Source organism: Pantoea sp. B623 (assembly GCF_024814475.1).
GTDB lineage: Bacteria > Pseudomonadota > Gammaproteobacteria > Enterobacterales > Enterobacteriaceae > Pantoea > Pantoea ananatis.
The window spans coordinates 87,716-109,913 of record NZ_JANUXM010000004.1 but is presented as its reverse complement, the minus strand read 5'-3'; the positions used below and the strand labels follow the sequence as shown (position 1 = coordinate 109,913).

The 22,198-nt window shown below is 55.1% G+C and carries 19 protein-coding genes; 10 read left to right on the top strand and 9 right to left on the bottom strand.

The window, feature by feature from the left end:
• Positions 1 to 169: 169 nt before the first annotated feature.
• The 5 genes from rstA (at position 170) to NXS97_RS02345 (ending at position 5,452) form a co-directional block, all read left to right on the top strand.
• Positions 170 to 895 (top strand): two-component system response regulator RstA, encoded by a 726-nt coding sequence (gene rstA / locus NXS97_RS02365; protein ID WP_022623195.1) that lies wholly within the window; start codon positions 170 to 172, stop codon positions 893 to 895.
• Positions 892 to 2,193, top strand: coding sequence for a two-component system sensor histidine kinase RstB (rstB, locus tag NXS97_RS02360; RefSeq protein WP_013025877.1), 1,302 nt, complete (start codon positions 892 to 894; stop codon positions 2,191 to 2,193). The genes rstA and rstB overlap by 4 nt, the downstream gene beginning before the upstream one ends.
• A gap of 18 nt (positions 2,194 to 2,211) precedes the next feature.
• Positions 2,212 to 3,699, top strand: coding sequence for a carboxypeptidase M32 (locus NXS97_RS02355; RefSeq protein WP_013025878.1), 1,488 nt, complete (start codon positions 2,212 to 2,214; stop codon positions 3,697 to 3,699).
• Positions 3,700 to 3,866: 167 nt separating this feature from the next.
• A complete protein-coding gene (asr, locus tag NXS97_RS02350) occupies positions 3,867 to 4,364 on the top strand; it encodes an acid resistance repetitive basic protein Asr (protein ID WP_013025879.1) in 498 nt (165 codons plus the stop codon).
• Positions 4,365 to 4,642: 278 nt separating this feature from the next.
• On the top strand, positions 4,643 to 5,452 hold the full coding sequence (locus NXS97_RS02345; RefSeq protein WP_013025882.1) for a serine protease: 810 nt from the start codon (positions 4,643 to 4,645) through the stop codon (positions 5,450 to 5,452).
• An 89-nt stretch (positions 5,453 to 5,541) separates the two neighbouring features.
• Here the strand turns inward: NXS97_RS02345 and hrpA are convergent, their stop codons facing one another.
• Entirely contained in the window at positions 5,542 to 9,441 is a 3,900-nt protein-coding gene (gene hrpA, locus NXS97_RS02340) for an ATP-dependent RNA helicase HrpA (RefSeq protein ID WP_116219754.1), read from the bottom strand.
• 247 nt (positions 9,442 to 9,688) lie between these two features.
• On the opposite strand from hrpA, the gene azoR reads away from it, so the two are divergent.
• Positions 9,689 to 10,288 (top strand): FMN-dependent NADH-azoreductase, encoded by a 600-nt coding sequence (azoR, locus tag NXS97_RS02335; RefSeq protein WP_013025884.1) that lies wholly within the window; start codon positions 9,689 to 9,691, stop codon positions 10,286 to 10,288.
• A gap of 70 nt (positions 10,289 to 10,358) precedes the next feature.
• Here the strand turns inward: azoR and NXS97_RS02330 are convergent, their stop codons facing one another.
• The 3 genes from NXS97_RS02330 to NXS97_RS02320 are packed head-to-tail and all read right to left on the bottom strand — an operon-like array spanning position 10,359 to position 13,509.
• Positions 10,359 to 10,679: a YdbL family protein gene (locus NXS97_RS02330; RefSeq protein WP_105079471.1), complete on the bottom strand. Its 321-nt coding sequence runs from the start codon at positions 10,677 to 10,679 to the stop codon at positions 10,359 to 10,361.
• 11 nt (positions 10,680 to 10,690) lie between these two features.
• Entirely contained in the window at positions 10,691 to 10,879 is a 189-nt protein-coding gene (locus NXS97_RS02325; RefSeq protein WP_014605768.1) for a YnbE family lipoprotein, read from the bottom strand.
• Positions 10,876 to 13,509, bottom strand: a complete 2,634-nt coding sequence (locus NXS97_RS02320) for a YdbH family protein (protein ID WP_105079470.1) — start codon at positions 13,507 to 13,509, stop codon at positions 10,876 to 10,878. Before NXS97_RS02320 ends, NXS97_RS02325 begins: the two co-directional genes overlap by 4 nt.
• A 142-nt stretch (positions 13,510 to 13,651) precedes the next feature.
• On the opposite strand from NXS97_RS02320, the gene NXS97_RS02315 reads away from it, so the two are divergent.
• Entirely contained in the window at positions 13,652 to 14,644 is a 993-nt protein-coding gene (locus NXS97_RS02315) for a 2-hydroxyacid dehydrogenase (protein ID WP_015700235.1), read from the top strand.
• Positions 14,645 to 14,677: 33 nt separating this feature from the next.
• Here NXS97_RS02315 and NXS97_RS02310 read toward each other — a convergent pair whose 3' ends face one another.
• Positions 14,678 to 14,953, bottom strand: a complete 276-nt coding sequence (locus NXS97_RS02310; protein ID WP_014605765.1) for a DUF333 domain-containing protein — start codon at positions 14,951 to 14,953, stop codon at positions 14,678 to 14,680.
• Between the two features lie 182 nt (positions 14,954 to 15,135).
• On the opposite strand from NXS97_RS02310, the gene NXS97_RS02305 reads away from it, so the two are divergent.
• Together NXS97_RS02305 and ttcA are read left to right on the top strand one after the other, a co-directional pair.
• Entirely contained in the window at positions 15,136 to 15,792 is a 657-nt protein-coding gene (locus NXS97_RS02305) for an MgtC/SapB family protein (protein ID WP_013025890.1), read from the top strand.
• A gap of 438 nt (positions 15,793 to 16,230) precedes the next feature.
• Positions 16,231 to 17,166 carry a tRNA 2-thiocytidine(32) synthetase TtcA gene (gene ttcA / locus NXS97_RS02300; RefSeq protein WP_014605764.1) on the top strand — a complete coding sequence of 312 codons (936 nt, stop codon included), beginning with the start codon at positions 16,231 to 16,233 and terminating at the stop codon, positions 17,164 to 17,166.
• Between the two features lie 54 nt (positions 17,167 to 17,220).
• Here the strand turns inward: ttcA and NXS97_RS02295 are convergent, their stop codons facing one another.
• The 3 genes from NXS97_RS02295 to NXS97_RS02285 form a co-directional block, all read right to left on the bottom strand.
• Positions 17,221 to 17,349: a hypothetical protein gene (locus NXS97_RS02295; RefSeq protein WP_022623200.1), complete on the bottom strand. Its 129-nt coding sequence runs from the start codon at positions 17,347 to 17,349 to the stop codon at positions 17,221 to 17,223.
• Positions 17,350 to 17,639: 290 nt separating this feature from the next.
• Positions 17,640 to 18,623 (bottom strand): zinc transporter ZntB, encoded by a 984-nt coding sequence (gene zntB, locus NXS97_RS02290; protein ID WP_013025892.1) that lies wholly within the window; start codon positions 18,621 to 18,623, stop codon positions 17,640 to 17,642.
• 117 nt (positions 18,624 to 18,740) lie between these two features.
• Positions 18,741 to 20,360 (bottom strand): ABC transporter substrate-binding protein, encoded by a 1,620-nt coding sequence (locus NXS97_RS02285; RefSeq protein ID WP_014605763.1) that lies wholly within the window; start codon positions 20,358 to 20,360, stop codon positions 18,741 to 18,743.
• 152 nt (positions 20,361 to 20,512) lie between these two features.
• On the opposite strand from NXS97_RS02285, the gene mpaA reads away from it, so the two are divergent.
• Complete coding sequence (gene mpaA, locus NXS97_RS02280) at positions 20,513 to 21,244, top strand: murein tripeptide amidase MpaA (RefSeq protein ID WP_013025894.1); 732 nt, start codon at positions 20,513 to 20,515, stop codon at positions 21,242 to 21,244.
• Here the strand turns inward: mpaA and ycjG are convergent.
• Positions 21,195 to 22,178: an L-Ala-D/L-Glu epimerase gene (gene ycjG, locus NXS97_RS02275; RefSeq protein ID WP_024471801.1), complete on the bottom strand. Its 984-nt coding sequence runs from the start codon at positions 22,176 to 22,178 to the stop codon at positions 21,195 to 21,197. The two genes, mpaA and ycjG, sit on opposite strands and share 50 nt — an antisense overlap.
• Positions 22,179 to 22,198: the final 20 nt, after the last annotated feature.

Here is a 22,198-nt window from a genome sequence, read left to right as displayed (position 1 = left end):
CTCCTCAAGGTGATCACAATGAATCCGGAACACACGTTAAACGCAGGGTTAATGACTGTCTATTTTGCGGAATATATCCCAGTTACTCAAGGATATTTCGTGTGATTGCATAGAGCTCTGCGTCAGGAAAAGTTATGCTTTACCCCTCCTTTTTACGTTAGAAAGCATCATGCACAAAATCGTTTACGTTGAAGATGAACCGGAAGTGGGCTCGCTGATTGCCGCTTACCTTGGACGACATGATATTGAAGTGATTGTGGAGACGCGCGGCGATCGGGCGGAAGCCACTATTGTCGAGCAGCAGCCCGACCTGGTCATGCTGGATATCATGCTGCCAGGCAAAGACGGTATGTCAATCTGTCGTGACTTACGCGCGAACTGGCAGGGACCGATTGTCCTGCTCACGTCTCTCGACAGCGACATGAACCATATTCTGGCGCTGGAGATGGGCGCCCAGGATTATATCCTGAAAACGGCGCCCCCTGCGGTGTTGCTGGCCCGACTGCGCCTGCATCTGCGCCAGTCCCAGCAGGGCCAGAGCGAAGAAGCCCCGACGCCAGCGAAAAACAATCGCATGTTACGCTTTGGCTCTCTGACGATTGATGCGCTCAATCGTCAGGTCGTGCTGTTTGACGAAAACATTGCCCTGTCTACCGCAGATTTCGATTTGCTCTGGGTGCTGGCGAGCCATGCCGGGCAAATTCTGAACCGTGACGCGCTACTAAAAACGCTGCGCGGCGTCAGCTACGACGGGATGGATCGCAGCATTGACGTGGCGATTTCGCGCCTGCGCAAAAAGCTGCACGACAGCGCCACCGAGCCATTTCGTATTAAAACCATCCGTAATAAAGGCTATCTGTTTGCGCCACAGGCCTGGGACACGCGTTCGGTATGAAAAAACTTTTTATTCAGTTCTACCTGCTGCTGTTTGTCTGTTTCCTGGTGATGTCGCTAATGGTCGGGCTGGTTTACAAATTTACCGCCGAGCGTGCCGGTCGCCAGTCAATGAACGACCTGATGGCCAGTTCGCTCTATCTGATCCGCAGCGAACTGCGTGAGATCCCGCCACGGGACTGGAATAAGACGATTAAGAGTCTCGATCTCGGCTTGTCGTTTGAGCTGCATATTGAGCCAATGAGTAAGTTTGAACTGGATGAAAATGAACTGCGCCGGCTGCGCGCAGGCGAAATCGTGGCGCTGGATGATAAATACACTTTCCTGCAGCACATTCCCCGCAGCCACTACGTTCTGACCGTTGGGCCAATCCCTTACCTGTTTTATCTGCACCAGATGCGCCTGCTGGATATGGCCCTGGTGGTGTTTATCGGGATGTCGCTGGGGTTGCCGGTTTTTATCTGGCTACGTCCGCACTGGAAAGAGATGCTGCGGCTGGAGCACGCGGCTCAGCGTTTTGGTCAGGGACAGCTTGATGTCCGCACGCACTTCGACAGCACCTCTAGCCTGTTCAGGGTCGGCGTGGCTTTTAACCAAATGGCGGAAAACATTAATACGCTGGTCGCCAGTAAAAAACAGCTGATTGACGGCATCGCCCACGAACTGCGAACGCCGCTGGTACGTTTGCGCTATCGTCTGGAGATGAGCGACAATCTGACCGAAGCGGAGTCAGCGGCATTGAACCGCGATGTCAGCCAGTTAGAAAGCCTGATTGAAGAGCTGCTGACCTATGCCCGTCTCGATCGGCCCCGCGTCGATCTTAATTTGCAGTCGCTGGATCTGGCGAACTGGTTACGTGAGCGCATGGAAGATTTCCGGGCGATAAACCCGGAGACACAGATCGATCTTGATTTACCCCAGCGTGAAAACTACGGGATTTCAGATACCCGACTGATGGAGCGCGTACTGGATAACCTGGTCAATAACGCACTGCGTTATGCCGGTCAGCGCCTGCGGGTTAGCCTGTGGTTTGATGGTGCGCTGGGGAACCTGCAGGTCGAAGATGATGGCCCGGGCATTCCCCTTGATGAACGTGAACGCGTATTTGAACCTTTTGTACGACTCGACCCAAGCCGTGACCGCGCCACCGGGGGCTGTGGGCTTGGCCTTGCCATCGTTCACTCTATTGCCCATGCATTAAGTGGCCGGGTTTCTATTGAAACCAGCCCGCTTGGCGGGGCCAGCGTTCGCTTTTGCTGGCCGCTGGATCTTCCCTTTCGGGAACTGCCACGACGTTAACTCATTCAGGAGCATTATGTGACTTCAGCTTATCAACAACTTTGTGCCACTTTTCAGCGCCTGTCGCGTTTCAGCCACGTCAGCGCCATCGCCGGATGGGATATGCAGACCACGATGCCACCAGGCGGCAGTGCTGCGCGGGGTGAAGCGCTGGCGGAGATGAGTGTTTTGCAGCACCAGATCCTGACAGACAAGCGCCTGGGTGACTGGCTTGAGCAGGCAGAACAGCAATCTCTCAATGATGTAGAGCGCGCCAACCTGCTCGAGATGCGTCGCGCCTGGACCCAGGCGACCTTACTGCCTGCCGAACTGGTCGAAGCAAAATCCATTGCGGGTTCGCGCTGTGAACATGCCTGGCGCAGCCAGCGTCCCGCCAATGACTGGCAGGGCTTTGCCACAAATTTGAAAGAGGTGGTGCGCTTAAGTCGTGAGGAAGCGCAACTGCGCGCGCAAGCCAATGGCTGTTCCCGGTACGATGCCCTGCTCGATGTTTTTGAGCCGGGGATGACCAGCGCCCGACTGGATGAGACGTTTGGACAGTTAAAAACCTGGCTACCGGCGCTGTTGCAACAGGTGGTGGAAAAACAGGCGCAAGAACCCAAGTTAACCCCTCAGGGGCCATTCCCCATCGAGGCGCAGCGCGAGCTGGGGCTGAGCATTATGGCCGAGCTGGGCTTTGATTTTAACCATGGTCGGCTGGATATCAGTGCGCATCCTTTCTGCGGCGGCGTCCCCGACGATGTGCGCATCACCACCCGTTACAATCAGGATGAATTTCTGAGTGCCATGATGGGCGTGATCCATGAAACCGGCCATGCCCGTTACGAGCAAAACCTGCCCAAACAGTGGCGGGGCCAGCCGGTGGCACTGGCGCGCTCCACCGCCATTCATGAATCACAAAGTCTGTTTATGGAAATGCAGTTGGGCCGCAGCGCGCAGTTCCTGCAACGCATCCTGCCGCAGGTGATCGCTAAGATGGGGGCGCAACCGGCACTGCAGGCTGATAACTTTGTGCGTTTAGCTCAGCAGGTAAAACCCGGATTGATTCGCGTGGATGCCGACGAGCTGAGCTATCCGGCCCACGTGATTCTGCGTTATGAAATTGAACGTGCGCTCATCGAAGGTGAGATTGAGGTCGAGGATATCCCCGCACTCTGGGATGAGAAAATGCAGCAGTCTCTGGGCATCGATACGCGCGGGAATTACCGCAACGGCTGCATGCAGGATATTCACTGGACCGATGGCGCGTTCGGCTATTTCCCGACCTATACGTTGGGCGCGATGTACGCGGCTCAGTTGTTCCAGGCTTTGCAAAAAGCGATTCCACAGTCGGCAGAGCTGATTTTGCATGGCGAACTGCAGCCCGTTTTTGACTGGCTACAACAGAATATCTGGCAACACGGCAGCCGTTTCTCTACCGATCAGCTGATGCTTAATGCCACGGGAGAGGCGCTGAACCCGGACTATTTCCGCAAACATCTTGAGCAGCGTTACCTGAACAGTTAAGGTAGCAGGCGGTCTGAAGGCCGCCTTTCACTTCCCCCCGCCCACTTTGTACAATCGGTTACACGGCGATACCAATGACCCACGGACGCGCCTGTTATTTTCTCATATAGTCATTTCACCGGCCCCGCAGTGGGCTACACATGAAAAAATAGTCCGAGGGTTTTGCAATGAAAAAATTATTTGCACTGGTAATCGCCGCTGCCATGGGTCTGTCTTCAGTTGCTTTCGCTGCCGAGACAACTGCTGCTCCAGCCGCTGCTGCTACCACTACTACTACCGCTGCACCTGCTAAGACCGAACACAAAGCTGCCGCTCACAAGAAGCACCATAAAGCTGCACAGAAAGCTCAGGCTGCTAAGAAAAAAGCAGTGAAGAAAGACACCGCGCAGAAAGCTCAGGCGGCTAAAAAGAAAGTCGCTAAGAAAGATACCGCTCAGAAAGCGCAGGCCGCTAAAAAGCATCACAAAGCTAAACCAGCCCAGAAAGCCCAGGCTGCTAAGAAACACCACAAAGCTAAACCAGCCCAGAAAGCTCAGGCTGCTAAAAAACACCACAAAGCTAAAGCAGCCCAGAAAGCCCAGGCCGCTAAAAAACACCACAAAGCTAAACCAGCTCAGAAAGCCCAGGCTGCTAAAAAGCACCACAAAAAAGCCGCTAAAAAATAAGGTCACCCTTTAGGGTTCCGAGTAAGCGTTAATAATTAAAACACCCGGTTCTGCCGGGTGTTTCTTTACTGGAGTGGCTAATATGGTCCGTCGCTATCGCTTCGAAATTATTCTGATTGTGATGATCTTATGTGGCGTTATCGCGGCCAGTTTTTTTATTTAGTCGCTGTCGCGTACTGATTAACTGAAAAGACTCCCTTTTTTACCGCTCACTGACTATAGTTATGTCACTTCAGTAATAACAAAAACGTTTTCTTTTTCTCGCTATTGAGAGTTCTATGCGCCTGGCTACCCTGTTAATCGTTGGACTTTTCAGTTTCACCGCCGTTGTTCATGCCGATGATAATGATGATTCACCGACGCCTGCCGAAATAAAAATGCTGTTTTTTGGTAAGGATCATCGTCAGGCGATTACCGACGTCAGCGACGCGCCCTGGGATGCGATAGGTCAACTGGAAACCGAAAGTGGTAACCTGTGCACCGCAACGCTTATTTCACCACATCTGGCACTGACCGCAGGCCACTGTTTACTGACGCCACCGGGCAAGTTTGATAAACCGGTCGCGCTGCGCTTTATGTCGACCAAAAAAGGCTGGCGCTACGAGATCCACGACATTGATGCCCGCGTTGAACCTTCTCTGGTCCACAGGCTAAAAGCCGATGGCGAAGGATGGATCGTCCCCAGCAGCGCAGCACCGTTCGACTATGGTCTGGTTATTTTACGTAATCCCCCTTCTGCCATTACGCCGATTCCGCTGTTTGATGGTTCACGCAGTGATTTAACGGACGCGCTTAAAGAAGCCGGACGTAAAGTGACTCAGGCTGGCTACCCTGCCGATCATCTTGACAGCCTGTATTCACACAGCGACTGCCTGATCACCGGCTGGGCGCAGCGTGCCGTGTTATCGCACCAGTGTGATACGCTGCCGGGTGACAGCGGTTCGCCGCTACTGTTGAAAGGCGATAAAGGCTGGCAGCTGATTGCCGTGCAGAGTTCGGCACCTGCCGCAAAAGATCGCTATCTTGCGGATAACCGGGCGATTGCCGTGACCTCCTTTAAAGACCGGCTTGAAGCGCTGGCCCAGTAGGTTGCCTGAGGGGTTACACGATCTGAACACATAAAAAAGCCCGCATCCATCAAGGTGCGGGCTTTTTTTTACGCGAGCTGTCTCGGCAACTAGCCTGCGATTTGCTCCATCGCCTGCAGGATGCGTTTATCCGAGATCGGATAAGGCGTTCCCAGCTGTTGCGCAAACTGGCTGATTCGTAGCTCTTCAATCATCCAGCGGATATGCTGCACGTCCGCGTCATCCTGACGCTGCGGCGGCAATTTATTCCACCATGCCTGCCTCGCTTGCTCGACGGCCTGCACTTTGAGCATTCGGGCGCGATCGCTATGAGGATCGACCGGCAACTTCTCCAGCCGTCGCTCAATGCCGTGCAGATAACGCAGCGTATCTGCCAGATGCTGCCAGCCATTCTGGGTGACAAAACCCCGGTAAACCAGGCCGTTCATCTGCGCTTTGATATCCGCCAGTGCCAGCGCCAGCGTCATATCTACCCGCCCTTTCAGACGTTTGTTAATCGAAAATACCGCTGTCAGAATCTGCTCAACCTGCTTTGCGATCTCTACCACGGTATCATTGAGTTCGGCGCGCACTTTTTCCCTTAGCGCTTCAAACTGCGTTTGCTCCCATGCCGGGCCACCGGCTTCCGCGATTAACTTGTCAACGCCGCAGGCAATGCAGTCATCAATCAGCTCCATGACCTTGCCGTAAGGGTTAAAATACAGCCCCAGCTTGGCTTTGTTCGGCAACTTTTCATGCAGATACTTCACGGGGGACGGAATATTCAGCAACAACAGGCGGCGCTGACCGCGCCACATCATTTTCTGCTGCTCGTGCTCGCTGTCAAACAAGCGGATGCCCACGCTGTCCTTCTCGTCAACCAGAGCAGGCCAGGCTTTTACCTCATAGCTGCCGCGTTTTTGCTGGTAACTGCGCGGTAAATCGCCGAAGCTCCAGAGGTGCAAACCGCTCTGCTCCAGGCCATCGTCCGCCACGTTAGAGAGCGTTTCCTGCACCTTTCCTTTTAACAGGCGTTTCAGCCCAGCAAGATCTTTGCCTTCCTGAAGTTTGCGGTTGTGCTCATCGACAACCCGAAACGTCATTTTCAGATGATCGGGCACCTGTTCCCACTGCCAGTTGTCTCGCTCCAGCGTCACGCCGGTCATGCGGCGGAATTCCCGCGACAGCGCATCCAGCAATGGCATCTCCATGGCGGTAACACGGCCCAGAAACGCCTCAGCATAGTTGGGTGCAGGCACCAGGTTGCGGCGCAGTGGCTTTGGTAACGATTTGATGAGGGCGATGATCAGCTCGCGCCGCACGCCGGGGATCTGCCATTCAAAACCCGCTTCCTCCACCTGGTTAAGCAGCGGTAAAGGTATATGGACCGTCACGCCATCGGCATCCGCACCGGGTTCAAACTGATAACTCAGCTTGAGTTTAAGGTTTCCCTGATGCCAGACGTTGGGATAGTCGAGCTGGCTGACCTTATCCGCGCCCTCTTTGATCAGCATCTGCTTATCAAAGTTCAGCAGTTCAGCATTGGTTTTGCTGGCCTGCTTCCACCACGTGTCAAAATGGCGGGCTGAAACGACATCCTTGCCCACGCGCCGATCGTAGAAAGCAAACAGCGTTTCATCATCCACGAGAATATCGCGGCGACGGGATTTATGTTCCAGATCTTCGACTTCGCTGCGCAGTTTCTGGTTAGCGCGGAAAAACGCATGACGCGTCTGCCAGTCGCCCTCAACCAGCGCATGGCGAATAAACAGCTCGCGGCTGAGCGTGGGATCGATGGTGCCGTAATTCACCTTGCGCGCAGCCACAATCGGCAAACCGTACAGGGTAACCTTTTCGGTGGCCATCACCGCGCCCTGCGATTTCTCCCAGTGCGGTTCGCTGTAGCTGCGTTTGATCAGGTGCTGCGCCAGCGGCTCAATCCACTCGGGATCGATGCGCGCCGCCATGCGGCCCCACAGCCGGCTGGTTTCCACCAGTTCAGCGACCATTGTCCATTTAGGCGGCTTTTTAAACAGTCCAGAGCCGGGAAAGATAGCAAAACGGGCGTTGCGTGCGCCGGTAAACTCTTGTTTATCGGCGTCTTTCTGACCGATATGTGACAGTAAGCCGGTCAGCAAGGCACAGTGAATCTCTCTGTACTCCGCTGGCTCGCTGTTAACGGGAATGCCCAGTTCGCGCACCACCTGACGGAGCTGAGTATAGATATCCTGCCATTCGCGCACGCGCAGATAGTTTAAATAGTCTGTTTTACACTGACGGCGGAACAGGTTACCGGACAGCGCTTTCTGCTGTTCGCCCAGGTAGTTCCACAGGTTCACAAATGCCACAAAATCTGACTCTTTATCCGCAAAGCGTCGGTGTTTTTCATCCGAGGCCTGCTTTTTGTCGGCGGGACGTTCGCGCGGGTCCTGAATCGATAAGCCGGCAGCGATGATCATCACTTCCCGCACGCAGCCGTACTGCTGTGCTGCCAGCACCATGCGCGCCAGGCGCGGATCGACAGGCAACTGCGCCAGCTGGCGGCCGGAGCCGGTGAGTGAGTAATGTCCGTCGTCATTGAGGGTTAATGCCCCCAGCTCCTCCAGGAGCCTTACGCCGTCCTGAATGTGACGTTTATCCGGTGCTTCCACGAACGGGAAGGCCGCGATATCGCCCAGCCCCAGCGCGGTCATCTGCAGAATAACCGAGGCCAGATTGGTGCGCAGGATTTCAGGATCGGTAAAGGCCGGACGGCTCAGGAAATCGTCTTCGGCATAGAGCCGTATGCAGATCCCTTCCGACACGCGCCCGCACCGTCCTTTACGCTGATTCGCGGAGGCCTGCGAAATCGGCTCTATCGGCAGGCGCTGCACTTTCGTGCGATAGCTGTAGCGGCTGATACGCGCCGTGCCGGGATCGATAACGTATTTGATGCCCGGTACGGTCAGCGACGTTTCGGCGACGTTGGTTGCCAGCACGATACGCCGCCCGCTGTGCGACTGAAATACCCGGTTCTGCTCGCTGTTAGACAGACGGGCATAGAGCGGCAACACTTCGGTATGGGGCAGATCGCGCTTCATCAGCGCGTCGGCGGTATCGCGAATTTCGCGCTCACCGCTCATAAAAATCAGGATGTCGCCCCGGCCTTCACGCCCCAGCTCATCGACCGCGTCGAAGATGGCCTGAAGTTGATCGCGGTCAACATCCTCCGCCTCTTCCACCACCGGACGGTAGCGCACTTCTACCGGATAGGTGCGGCCCGACACCTCAATCACCGGCGCGTTGTTGAAATGACGAGAGAAGCGCTGGGGATCGATGGTTGCTGACGTAATAATCACTTTCAGATCGGGACGACGCGGCAGTAACTCCCGCAGGTAGCCCAGCAGGAAGTCGATATTTAGGCTGCGTTCATGAGCCTCATCAATGATGATGGTGTCATACTGCATTAGCATGCGGTCCTGCTGGATTTCCGCCAGCAGAATTCCGTCTGTCATGAGTTTAATCTGGGTCGTTTCGCTGACCTGATCGTTAAACCGCACTTTGTAACCCACACAGCCACCGAGCGAAGTTTCCAGCTCGTCGGCGATGCGGTTGGCAACGGTACGTGCCGCCAGCCGACGCGGCTGAGTGTGACCAATTAAGCCGGTAATACCGCGACCCAGCGTCAGGCAAATTTTGGGCAACTGGGTGGTTTTGCCCGATCCGGTTTCACCCGCGACGATAACCACCTGGTGTTCACGAATCGCCTCTGCGATGACCTGCTGCTTCTGGCTGACTGGCAGATTTTCCGGAAACGTGATGCGCGGCGTCGCCGCAACACGTTGTGCAACGCGGCGCTCTGCAACAATGATATCCTGCTCAAGCTCGGCGGCGATGCTTTGCTGAGCGTCGGGATTTTTGATTTTTTTGGCGCCATGTAACCGACGCTGCAAGCGTTGACGGTCACGCAGCATTAACGCATCAAGCCGCGACCAGAGCGGCGTTAATGGGGATGAAACCGGAGAAGACATAGTAGTGACGTACCTTACTCAGACGGTGTGGATTCAGCGTACAGTGCTAAGATAACCCGCTGATTAACGCTAATAATTGCGCCTAGCATAGCACATTCCCTTTTACGCCGTGATGGTTGGCAAAACCGGCTTGTTCAATTAATTCGAATATAGCTCTCGAAATATTGCGCTTTCACCCTAAGGCCGATGTTTGTAAAGTGTAAACCATTGAGCGGAAAGCCTTCCGCATAACAGACAGGAAACTACTATGAGCAAAGTACTCGTTCTGAAATCAAGCATTCTTGCGGGTTATTCTCAGTCAAGCCAGCTGGCAGACTTCTATATCGAGCAGGCACAGGCTAAGGGCGACCAGATCACCGTGCGCGATCTGGCTGCTAACCCGGTTCCGGTACTGGACGGTGAGTTAGTTGGCGCACTGCGCCCTTCTGATGCGCCACTGTCACCGCGTCAGCAGGAAGCGCTGGCACTGTCTGATGAACTGATTGCTGAGCTGCAGGCGCACGACGTTATCGTCATGGCGGCCCCAATGTACAACTTCAACATCCCGACTCAGCTGAAGAACTATTTCGACCTGATCGCGCGTGCTGGCGTGACCTTCCGTTATACCGAAGCGGGCCCGGAAGGTCTGGTGAAAGGTAAACGTGCGGTGATTCTGTCGAGCCGTGGTGGCATTCATAAAGACAGCCCTTCTGACCTGCTGACCCCTTACGTCAAGCTGTTCCTGGGCTTTATCGGCATCACCGACGTTGAGTTCGTGTTGGCTGAAGGCATCGCTTACGGCCCGGAAGTAGCCACGAAAGCAACCAGCGAAGCCAAAGACGCGATTAAGCAGATTGCTACTGCGTGATAATGCTGTTTGACGCGGAACCGGGCATCAGCCCGGTTTTTTTATGCCTGCATCGCCCTGCTCAATAGGGCTATTTATGCAACCACTGCCCGTTAATGCCCTGAACGTATTCCCCCGTCCCCGCCCGCGTGACCAGCTTTTGTCCAGCGATGCGGGCCACCTCATCGGTTTTCAGGTTGTTCTGCCCGGCAAGACGCTGGTACTCTGCGCGCCGTCCGTCATTGATGCGTTTAACCAGTGCGAGGGTTTCGCTGTCGTCTGATCGAGGGGCAATATAACCGGACAGGGTTTCGCCGACCCGGCCCGACTGACGGGCCTCATCAAGCGTCAGAGCCCAGGCCGGCTGGCTCATCGTCGTCGCCAGTAAAAGTGCAAGACCAATGCGTTTCATGCTGGCTCTCCTCAGAACAGGCCGCTCTGGTTTTTCAGTAAGGCTTCGACATCCTTGTCCACTTTAATGTGGATCTCATGCTCAATTTTCACATTCATATTAATAGTAATGGGGTCTTTTGGCGCCGCCACTTCGATGCGTGGCACACAACCCATCAGCGGTAGCCAGGCTACCATCAGCAGTAAGGCCCTGAGGCTCATGGTGATTGATCCTTTTTTGACGGCAAGGTGGCATTTTGCTCCACCCAGGATTGCAAATTATCGCCAAAGCGCAGGCTGCGCCACAGCTGGAACAGGTTTTCCTGATGACGATAATTTAAATTAACGGTCTGATTACGATTACTGAAGCGGCTGGTGCCTTTTACCTGGGCTTCCATCGTCAGTTCCCCGAGATTGTCCAGATTAAGCGTGGCCCATGACCGCGAAATCTCCATGTAGCGCAGCCAGTCCATCGCCGCACCGGCGGCGACATTGTTGCGGGTAATGGCATCGGCCATATCTTTATCCATACGGAAAGTCAGCGGCCCGCTGTTGGCAATCCAGCCATTTTCAATAATCCAGTGGGGATTACTGATCCACAGCGGTAACTCGCCATTCACGTTTCCAGACATGGCAAACTGTTTAGGTTTAATGGCGCTGACGAGCTTGCTGAGGCTTATGTCACGGAGCGAAACGCGCGCCGGGCTGTGCTGAGGCAGGCGCAGGGATGGCAGGGTAATGTGTCCGCCCAGTAGATCCATACTGACATCCTGTAACCACAGCGGATCGTTTTCACGCCAGGGATAAGCGCCCTGCAGGTCGGCCCGAATGTTCTGCATCGCAAACTGATTTTTAATCTCGGCGATACGTAACGAAACCGGCCCGCGTAACCCGAAATGCCACTGTTGATTTTGCAGTCGGAATGGCAGCGAAAAATCCACCCCGTTGACCTGGCTGTCCGGCGTCCAGACGCTGCCGTTTTTCACCGTCCAGTGACCGCCAGCCTGAAAGCCCTGTCTGGCGGCGGCAGAAAAAGCCACCTGAGCGCGTAACTCACCTGACTGAATCTTCATTTTAAGTTCAGGGCTGAGGAGCGGCTGGAATACCGTCAGCGACTGCGTTGGCCACCAGGCCTGTCCGCGTAAACGCTCGCCGTCCCATCGGCCGTTAACACGTACCGGCCCCACCTTGCTCGCGTTCAGCTGTCCGCCCCAGACGAAATGCCCGGGATCGCTGCCCGTCGCACCGAAGTCCAGCGTTGAGGCCGCCAGCCTGCCCCCGTAGCTGAAGCGCGTTTCTCCTGCCTGCATCTTGAATTGGCCGGTAAATGACGGGTGGTGCGCATCACGCTGCCAGTTCACCGGCGCCGTGAGCGTTAAGCGCGGCTTCTCTACCCGAACGCTGCCGTATTCCAGCTGATTGAAACCTGTAGACAGGCTATCCAGATGAATCAGCGTATCGCGCCAGCCGCCCGTGCCATTGACGTCCCACTTTGCCTGTAAGGGACGCATTTCTCCCTCGCCCCAGTAACGCCAGTTCCAGACGCCTGAATCCGGCCAGAAGTTATGCGCGCCGCCATCCAGGTGCAGCGTAAAGCGGCCAAAGCTGGGATCGTGAGCGCGGAGAATGGCCTGCAGGCGTCCGGAGATGCCTTGCGAAGATAAGCGCACGCCGGCCAGCGGCCAGCGCGCTTCATCGACTTCCAGCGTGGAGAGCAAACGCCCGCGCAGGCGCAAAAGTGCTTTGGGTTTTATCGTCAGTTGCGGATTGAGCAACGAGCCGTTCAGCTCGCCGGGAATGCTGCCGTAAAGCTGCATCGCCGCGAATTTGCTTTCGCCCGTCAGTTGCAAAGGCAGCTGGCTTTGCGTAAGGCTGAGGTGACCCGGCCCCATCCCCAGCACCACGTTACCTTTACCGCCCCGGCCCTGCGTGAGCATATTGAGACGACCGACGATTTGGGTCGCCTCCAGCCCGTCCTGCCAGTTATTCAGCGTCAGATTGACGAAACCCGACAGCGGCTGCGAGGCCAGTGGCCAGTAATATTCACCTTTTTCGATATCAATACGGGTTCGGCTGGCCTGCCAGGGAAGATGGAGTAAAGGACGATCGCTGCCCCCCGTGGTGACATTAAGCAGACCACGTTGATGCGCCCAACTGAGCGCAGCGTCCACAGGTTGCGGGAATGCCGCCAGCGCCAGCGTGCCGGTAATTTCACCGTTCACCGGCAAGCCGTTGGCATATTTGGGCAGTTCGAAGTGGCCATTAAGGCTGAGCGGTTCGGGTAAAGCGGGATGCGTCACCGTCAGTTGACTAATATTGAGCTGCTGTCCTTGTAATGTGGCGTCGAGCTGCAGGTTATCACCGCGGTAGTGTAACTGCTGTCGCGATTTATCCAGCGTCAGATCCAGCCCGCCAGCATAATCCTGCCAGGGGGAAACGGTCAGTTTACCAATGTGAATGTCGGCGCCCGGCAACATTGCCTGCCACTGGGCCAGAGTTTTGGGCGCGGCCGTATCGTTTTGCGTTTCAGGTAGCTGTTGCAGACATTCAGTTTCCAGCGTGACCTGATCCGCATTGAGCGCCCAGCGCGCGTGATGCCAACCCAGCGCGGCGTTTTTGAAACTCGCCAGACGACAGTCATCCGCCAGGTAATGGATGTTGGGAAACAGCACCTGCGCGTTCCGCCAGCGTGGCGCGCCCTCCAGCTCGACGCGCGTACCTGCAGGCAGCCAAATGCCCACCAGGCGCGGCAGCCACTGTGTGATCGTCAGTAGTAATCCCAGCAGCAATAAAATCAGCGCCAGAACAGCGGCGAGACGTCGACGGAAAATCCGCGGCATGAAAACAAGCATCCTTTTTTTCTCACTATCCTGAGAATAATGATGGCACGTAACGTCCGGAAGGTGAAGGTTTCACCGCGAAAGGTAAACAGCGACCAGCAAAAAGCAACAGAAAACGTTATTCTTGTTGCATTCCCTTTTCAGGAGCACAACGATGAAAATCGCCGTATACAGTACTAAACACTATGACCAGAAGTACCTTGAACAGGTCAACCAACAGTATGGTTTCGAACTGGTCTTTTTTGATTTTTTACTCAGCGAAAGCACGGCGAAGACGGCGGTAGACTGCGATGCGGTATGTATCTTTGTGAATGATGACGGCAGCCGCCCGGTGCTCGAAGAGCTGGCGGGGCTGGGCGTCCGCTACATTGCCCTGCGCTGTGCGGGATTTAACAATGTCGATCTCGACGCGGCAGCCGAGCTGGGGCTTCAGGTCGTCCGCGTGCCTGCCTACTCCCCGGAGGCCGTTGCCGAGCATGCGGTGGGGCTGATGATGACGCTGAACCGCCGGATTCATCGCGCTTACCAGCGCACCCGCGACGCCAATTTTTCGCTGGACGGCCTGACCGGTTTTAACATGCATAACAAAACGGCCGGTATCATTGGCACCGGCAAAATCGGCATCGCCACGCTGCGCATATTAAAAGGGTTCGGAATGCGTTTACTGGCGTTTGATCCTTATCCCAGCGAGCAGGCTTTAGCGCTCGGCGCGGAGTATGTCGATCTGAAAACCCTGTTTGCCGAGTCGCACGTCATCAGTCTGCACTGTCCACTGACGGCGGAGAACCATCATTTACTCAACGCACAGGCTTTTTCGCAGATGCGTGACGGCGTCATGATCATTAATACCAGTCGGGGCGGATTAATTGATTCTCAGGCTGCGATTGATGCGTTGAAGCAGCAAAAAATAGGCGCGCTGGGCATGGACGTTTATGAAAACGAGCGGGATCTGTTCTTTGAAGACAAATCTAATGATGTGATTCAGGATGATGTATTCCGCCGCCTGTCAGCCTGTCATAACGTGCTGTTTACCGGTCATCAGGCGTTTCTCACCGCCGAAGCCCTGACGGCGATATCAGACACCACGCTGGAAAACCTCAGCCAGCTAAACCGCGGCGAAACCTGTCAAAATCGGGTTACCGCCTGACGTATCCGGCCGGTGTTATCCGGCCTGAACCCGTTAGCGTGCGCAGTTACCGCCGATTAGCGCTTGTTCGCTGCAGCGGCGGCCGTTAACTAACTGGCACATCCCGATGCGCGATCCGTCCAGCTGACTTGAGAACGCCAGTGTCCCTCCTGCATTGGCACAGTTTGCCTCTGCCATTGACGACATCACCACGTGTGGCTGAACATGGGCGGCAGTAGCTTGTTGTGGTGGCTCGTTGTCATCGCTGTTACTACTGCAGGCAGACAGTATCAACGCGGCACCAGCCAGCAGAAAAGTAGCGGCTTTCATCAATCAGACTCCGGGAAGGTGAGTTAAAGGCTTAGCAAGAATATGTCAGCCCTGACGCGGGGTCGATAGAAGAAACAGCTTTTTACAAAAAACCTCACAGCTAATTGCAAGCAGAATTATCCTGTTATCACACTGTCACGTAACTGCACTTATCTGAACATGATGATTACCGGAGAAAAACAATGTTAATGGATATGCTGATTCGTATCGCGCTGGCCGGCATTTTAGGCGGGCTGATTGGCCTGGAACGCCAGATGCGTGCCAAAGAAGCCGGGTTACGTACCCATATCCTGGTCGGTATCGGCAGCGCCATGTTTATGCTGGTTTCGAAATACGGTTTTGCCGACATGCTGATGAAAGATCATGTGGCGCTCGATCCCAGCCGCGTTGCGGCGCAGGTGGTAAGCGGCATGGGCTTTCTGGGTGCCGGCACCATCCTGATTCAAAAGCAGGTGGTAAAAGGCCTGACCACGGCGGCCGGACTCTGGGTTACCGCCGCTATCGGGCTGGTGATCGGGAGCGGTATGTATGAGATTGGGATTTACGGCACGGTGCTGGCACTGGTGGTGCTGGAGGTGTTCCGCCGCCTGAGCCATTTATTAATTGGTAAACATCATACGCTGATTGTTTACCTCAAAGCCAAGAGCGTGCCGCTGGTGTTACTGGTGATGCAACGTGAAGGCATCCGCTACGGCAATATTTCGGTGATTAACCGGGATGAAGAAAGCGGCCAGTGTGAATTAAGCGTGCAGGTTACCTTATCGCGCAAATCCAGCGATGCGCACCTGTATGACAAAATCATGGAAGTCAAAGGCGTGCAGTCGCTGGAAATGATGTGATCAGGGCCTGAATAAACGGGACGCTATGGGAATAAAGATGCCCTGCCGGGCGAATGATGAACCGCGCCAGCATCGAAAATGACAGAGGCCTGACAGACCTCTGGATGGTGGCCTGACCTTTGCAGGCAGAATAGCTAGGTCTTCCTGTTTATCGTTATCGCCAGACAGGGCTAACAGACCTGTCGTGGCTGTATCGTTAGCCTTGAACTTTCTGCTGCACGCAGAAATTGATATTGGAAATTGAACGCGTAATCCGTACCATACGCGGCATACTTTTGTCCGCTGGCTTTTACTGCCGGCGGCAAGCCGTCATAGAGAGCCAATCAAAGGGGCGCGGCAGTGCGTAAAAGGTTTGTGCGCATTGACCCACGGGGCCAGGGCCGGGTTAACCCACACTGACTCTGTGAACTTCCCTTTTGATGACTGAGAAACCGCGTAATGCAACAAAATCAAGAAACGAGCAAGAAAGAGCAGTACAACCTCAACAAGCTTCAGAAGCGTTTACGCCGTAACGTTGGCGAGGCTATCGCCGATTTTAATATGATTGAGGAAGGCGACCGCATTATGGTTTGCCTGTCAGGCGGCAAAGACAGCTATACCATGCTGGAAATCCTGCGTAGCCTGCAAAAAAGCGCGCCGGTGTCATTCAGCCTGGTGGCGGTGAATCTTGACCAGAAACAGCCGGGATTCCCGGGACACATTCTGCCTGAATATCTTGATGCTCAGGGTGTTGAGTACAAAATCGTTGAAGAAGACACCTACTCAATCGTTAAAGATAAAATTCCCGAGGGTAAAACGACCTGCTCTCTGTGCTCACGTCTGCGTCGGGGAATTTTGTATCGCACCGCTACGGAGCTGGGCTGTACGAAAATCGCCCTTGGCCACCATCGTGATGATATTCTGCAAACGTTGTTTTTGAATATGTTCTACGGTGGCAAGATGAAAGGCATGCCGCCCAAGCTGATGAGTGACGATGGTAAACACATCGTGATCCGTCCTCTGGCTTACTGCCGCGAGAAAGATATTATTCGTTTCTCAGAAGCCCGTCAGTTTCCGATTATCCCGTGCAACCTGTGTGGTTCTCAGCCGAATCTGCAACGTCAGGTCGTCGCAGACATGTTGCGCGACTGGGATAAACGTTATCCTGGCCGTATTGAAACCATGTTCAGCGCCATGCAAAACGTCGTGCCCTCTCACATGGCAGATATCAACCTCTTTGATTTTAAAGGTATTCAACACGGCGATGCCGTGGTCGATGGCGGCGATCTGGCCTTTGATCGCGAAACGCTGCCGGTCACACCGGTTGGCTGGCGCGCCGAGGAAGAAGAAACACCTGACCTCAGCGAACGTCTTAACGTGCTGGAAATTAAGTAACGCTTATCTGTTCATTGAAAGTAAAGGGCACGCGTTAACTCGCGTGCCCTTTTTTTATACGTTGCGGTGAGGGGGCGGATCCATTACCGGCGGAAACTCCGGTTCCGGTGGCGGATCGGGCTGCGGCTGCGGAATGGGGGGCGGATCCGTTGGAATGGGCTCGCTGTTGTGAATCGCCATCATGCCGTTCTCCTCTTATGCGAATGGATTTTAAGCTTAGGAAAGAATTGACATCTCAGCCAGCGGGCAAAAAAAAAGCCGGCTAGTTAGCCGGCGTATTTCGAATTAAATATGCTATGCAATAATTCAAAAAAGGAAGTAAGACAATATGGAGCGCAACGCCCATCGCTTGACGTTGCATTCACCTGCGAGAGAGATTTTGCGCGGTTTGCGTCTGGAAGATATTGACGTCGATCAGCTTTAGTCCTGTTAATGGAATTTTCCTGACTGACGCCCTGCTCCTCTCCCATGCCTTACAGCCAGCGTCGCTTGCGCAGATAACCAGCCACGCCTAACGCCAGTACCACGAGTAAAAGACAAAAGACGCTAAAGCCATAGCGCCATGCGCCGCCGGGGATCCCGCCCAGATTGACGCCAAACAGGCCAGTCAAAAAGGTCGCTGGCAGAAAGATCATGGCCATAAGCGACATCGTGTAGGTTCGGCGGTTCATGGATTCCGCCATGACCGAGGCCACTTCGTCTGCCAGCACGGCGGTTCTGGCTACGCCCGCGTCCAGATCGTCCAGGCCGCGGCCCAGTCTGTCAGCAATTTCCTGCATACGGCGGCGCTCGCTGTCGTCCATCCACGGCAATTTTTCACTCGCCAGGCGCGAGAAGACATCGCGCTGCGGTGCCATATAACGGCGCATTACGATCAGCTGTTTGCGTAACAGTCCCAGCTCACCCCGCGGCGGAATACGTTGATCAAGTAAGGCATCTTCCAGCTCAATGATTTTATCGTGTAGGTCTTCGATAAATTCGCTGGTGTGCCCGGTTAAGGCATCGCAGACTTCAACCAGCCAGCTGCCACAGTTCACCGGACCGTTGCCGTTTTCGAGATCGGTCAGCACTTCATCCACGGCAAACACTTTGCGTCGGCGGGTGGAGACAATGAGCTGATCGTTAATGAACACCCGCATTGCCACCAGCTGGTCAGGTCGTGCATCGCTGTTATGGTTGACGCTGCGCAGGACAATCATAAAACCGTCCCCCAGCCGGGAAACACGGGGACGCATGCTTTCACCAGCCAGCGCATCGCGCACGGCATCCGGAATTTGAGGCGTAGACTGCAGCCATTCGGCGCTACGGGGATGGGTATAATTAAGATGCAACCAGCAGGGATGCTCGTCGTGCAGCACCTGCGTTTCATCAATGGGGATCATGCCACCCTTGCCATCCAACTGGCAGGAAATAATGGCATCTGTCACCTGAAGCGCTTTTCCTTTTACACCGTCCACACCGTTACCCCGCTATCAAAATCAATACGATACAGTCTAGCGTGGCGCTGTTGAGTTGCAATCCTGAGCCTGTGTACAAAGATGTCAAAAGACGGCCTGATGTCAGGCCGCTGTGACTTAGTGCTTCTCAATCCACAATTCCCGGCTGTAGGCAACGTCTTCGGGGTTAGTAATCGGGTAACCTTTGACCCACGGCTTAATGAGCCGGCCATTGGTGTACTGATAAAGGGGCGCGATTGGGACCTGGTCAGCGATAATCTGCTCTGCCCGGTTATAATCCGCATTGCGCGCCTTATCGCTGGTTTCCATACTTGCCTTGGCAATGACGGCATCGTATTCGGCATTACTGAAGCGCGGAATGTTGCTGCTGTTGCCTGAGGTGAGCAGATTCAGGAACGTCGAGGGTTCGTTGTAATCCCCTACCCAGGAGGCGCGGATAACGTCAAAGTTGCCACTGTTTCGGCTGTCTATATAGGTTTTCCACTCCTGGTTTTCCAGTTTCACATCCACACCAAGGTTTTTCTTCCACATCGACGCCACCGCAATCGCGATTTTCTGATGGCTTTCAGAAGTGTTGTACAGCAACGTCAGCTTTAACGGCTTAGCGGGGCTGTAACCTGCGGCTGCCAACAGGGCTCTGGCCTGCGCATCCATCTCTTTTTGATTGTGCTGTTGCTGTAGGGCGGGCAGCGGTGTGAACCCGGCCGTGACGTCAGGGGTAAAATGCCATGCCGGTTTTTCCCCTGTGCCCAGGACTTTTTCGGCGATAACGGCGCGATCGATACTCCACGACAGCGCCTTGCGCACGCGTACGTCGGCCGTTGGCCCTTTCTGGGTATTAAACGCGTAATAGTAGGTGCCGAGCTGATCCGGCGTATAAACCTGGCCGGGCAGCGTTTTCTTCAGCAACGCATACATGTTTTTGGGGAAAGATTCGGTGATATCCACATCGTTAGCGCGGTAGCGCTTAGTTGCGCTCGATTCTTCGTTGATGGGCACAAAGGTCACTTTGGTTAAAACGGAGTGGGCGTTGTCCCAGTAATGGGGATTGCGCACCAGAACGATTTTTTCATTCACGACGCGTTGGCTGAGTTGATAAGCCCCATTGCCCACCAGTTTGCCCGGCTGGGTCCAGTCTGCACCTGCGTTTTCAACCACGCCCTGCGGTACTGGATAGAACGCGACGTTAGAGAGCATCGCAGGAAACCAGGGAACCGGACGGGTCAGCGTAATCTTCAGGCGATTCTTGTCCAGGGCGGTGACGCCCAGCTTATCCGGTGTCATTTCGCCTTTGGTAATCGCGCCCGCGTTGCTCATGCCGCTCAGTGCGATAAAGGAGGCCTGAGGCGATGAGGTTTTAGGATCGACAACGCGCTGCCAGCTGTATACAAAATCCTGCGCGGTCACCGGTTTGCCATCAGACCAACGGGCATTATTACGTAAAGTAAGTATCCAGACCTTATTGTCACTGCTGCTCCAGCTCTGCGCGACACCGGGCACAATTTTGCCGTGGGCATCCTGACTGGTCAGCCCTTCATACAAATCGCGCATCACCTGGATTTCAGGCAGGCCCACGGCTTTGGCCGGATCGAGGGAAGCGGGTTCATCTTTGATATGGCGGACAATCTCTTGTTTCGCGGCAAGCTGTGCACCGGCAGGAACCTCGGCGGCCAACGCGGGCACAAACGCGTTAAGCAGGCTCAGGGCCGTTAGCGTTAATGAAAAGCGGATTACCATTATCACCCCTTTGCAATAAAGACGCGCTGGATCAGCGCATTACTGACTCAGCCTGTTAACGGCCACTTTATCGCAAATTGCTGATTGATAAATAGCTATTTTCCCCGACCGGCTTTTCCGCTACTTTTAAATAAACTCAGGAGAACGTCATTATGTCATCCATTCATCCGCGACCGCTGCGCGGCAAACTGGCTATTTCCTGGCAGCAGTATGGCCGCTCTGTTCTGGGCGCCCCGCTACTCTGGTTTCCCGCCGTGCAGGCGGACGGCGACAGTGGCCTGATTCTGGCCGGCACTCACGGTGATGAAAACGCGGCGATAGCCGCCCTTTCCGCTGCGCTGCGGACCTTGCCGGAGGCACAGCGTCGGCATCATGTGGTGTTGGCGATGAACCCCGACGGCTGTCAGCTGGGCCTGCGTGCCAATGCGAATGGCGTGGATCTGAACCGAAACTTTCCGGCCGCCAACTGGCAGTCGGGCGAAACGGTTTACCGCTGGAACAGCGCGGCAGACGCGCGGGACGTTAAGCTGTCAACGGGGACACATCCGGCATCGGAGCCGGAAACCCAGGCGCTGTGCGCGCTCATTCATCAGCTTAAACCGGCCTGGGTCGTCTCGTGGCACGAGCCTCTGGCCTGCATTGATGACCCCGAACAGACAGACGTAGGCGCCTGGCTGGCGGCGCAGACCCAATTACCGCGGGTGAGCAGCGTGGGCTATGCCACGCCGGGCTCCTTTGGCAGTTGGTGCCACGACCTGAGTCTGCCCTGCGTCACTGCCGAGATGCCGGCTATCTCGGTGGACGAAGCCACAGAAACGTATCTGGAGACGATGCTTACTCTGCTGCGCTGGCAGCCGTCATTAACGCCCCGTCATGTACCTTAAGCGCCGGTTCAACATCCACGGCCAGCCACGTTGCGCCATCGAGATCGGCAAAACGCACCAGCGGCACCAGCGGCAGCGCCGCGCGAATCGCTCTTGAGGTACAGATCATACAGCCGGACATCAGCGTAAAGCCCTGCTGCAGCGCAGCATGTGCCAGGGCAAGCGCTTCAGTGAGTCCGCCCGCTTTATCAAGCTTGATATTCACCATCTCATAGCGTCCACGGAGAGCAGGCAGGCTTTCCCTCGTGTGGCAGCTTTCATCGGCGCAGATCGGAAGAGGATGGATAAAGTTCGCCAGCGCCGCGTCTTCACCTGCCGGTAACGGCTGTTCCAGCATGGCCACCTCCAGATCGGCTAACAGCTGGCAACGGGCTGCCAGCCCTTCGGCATGCCAGGATTCATTCGCATCCACAAGTAATGTCGCGTCGGGAACAGCAGCGCGAATCGCCATCAGGCGCTCGGTAATAAAGTTATTGTCCATTTTGATTTTGAGCAGGGTTGCGCCATGTTGCCACAAAGCCTGCGCGCTGCTGGCCATCGCTTCCGGCGTATCAATGCTCACCGTGTGTGCAGTCACAACAGACTGGGTCGGTTCCGCGCCCACTAACTGCTCCAGCGTCACATGCTGCTGGCGAGCGGCAAGGTCCCAGAGAGCACTGTCGATGGCGTTTCTTGCCGCACCGGCAGGCAACAGGCTCTGCAAGGCTTCACGCGACAGCCCTTGCTGCAGTTGAGGCATAACGGTCGCAATTTGTTCCAGCACCAGGGCTTCGCTTTCGCCGTAGCGCGTGTAAGGCGTGGCCTCGCCGATCCCTTTCACGCCCTCTTCTTCGATTTCGACGACAACGACCTTGGCTTCGGTGCGACTGCCACGAGCAATGACAAACGGCGTATGCAGCGGCCATGCTTCGGGATAACATTTTACCGTTCTCATTACCTCTCCTTTTCTCTGGG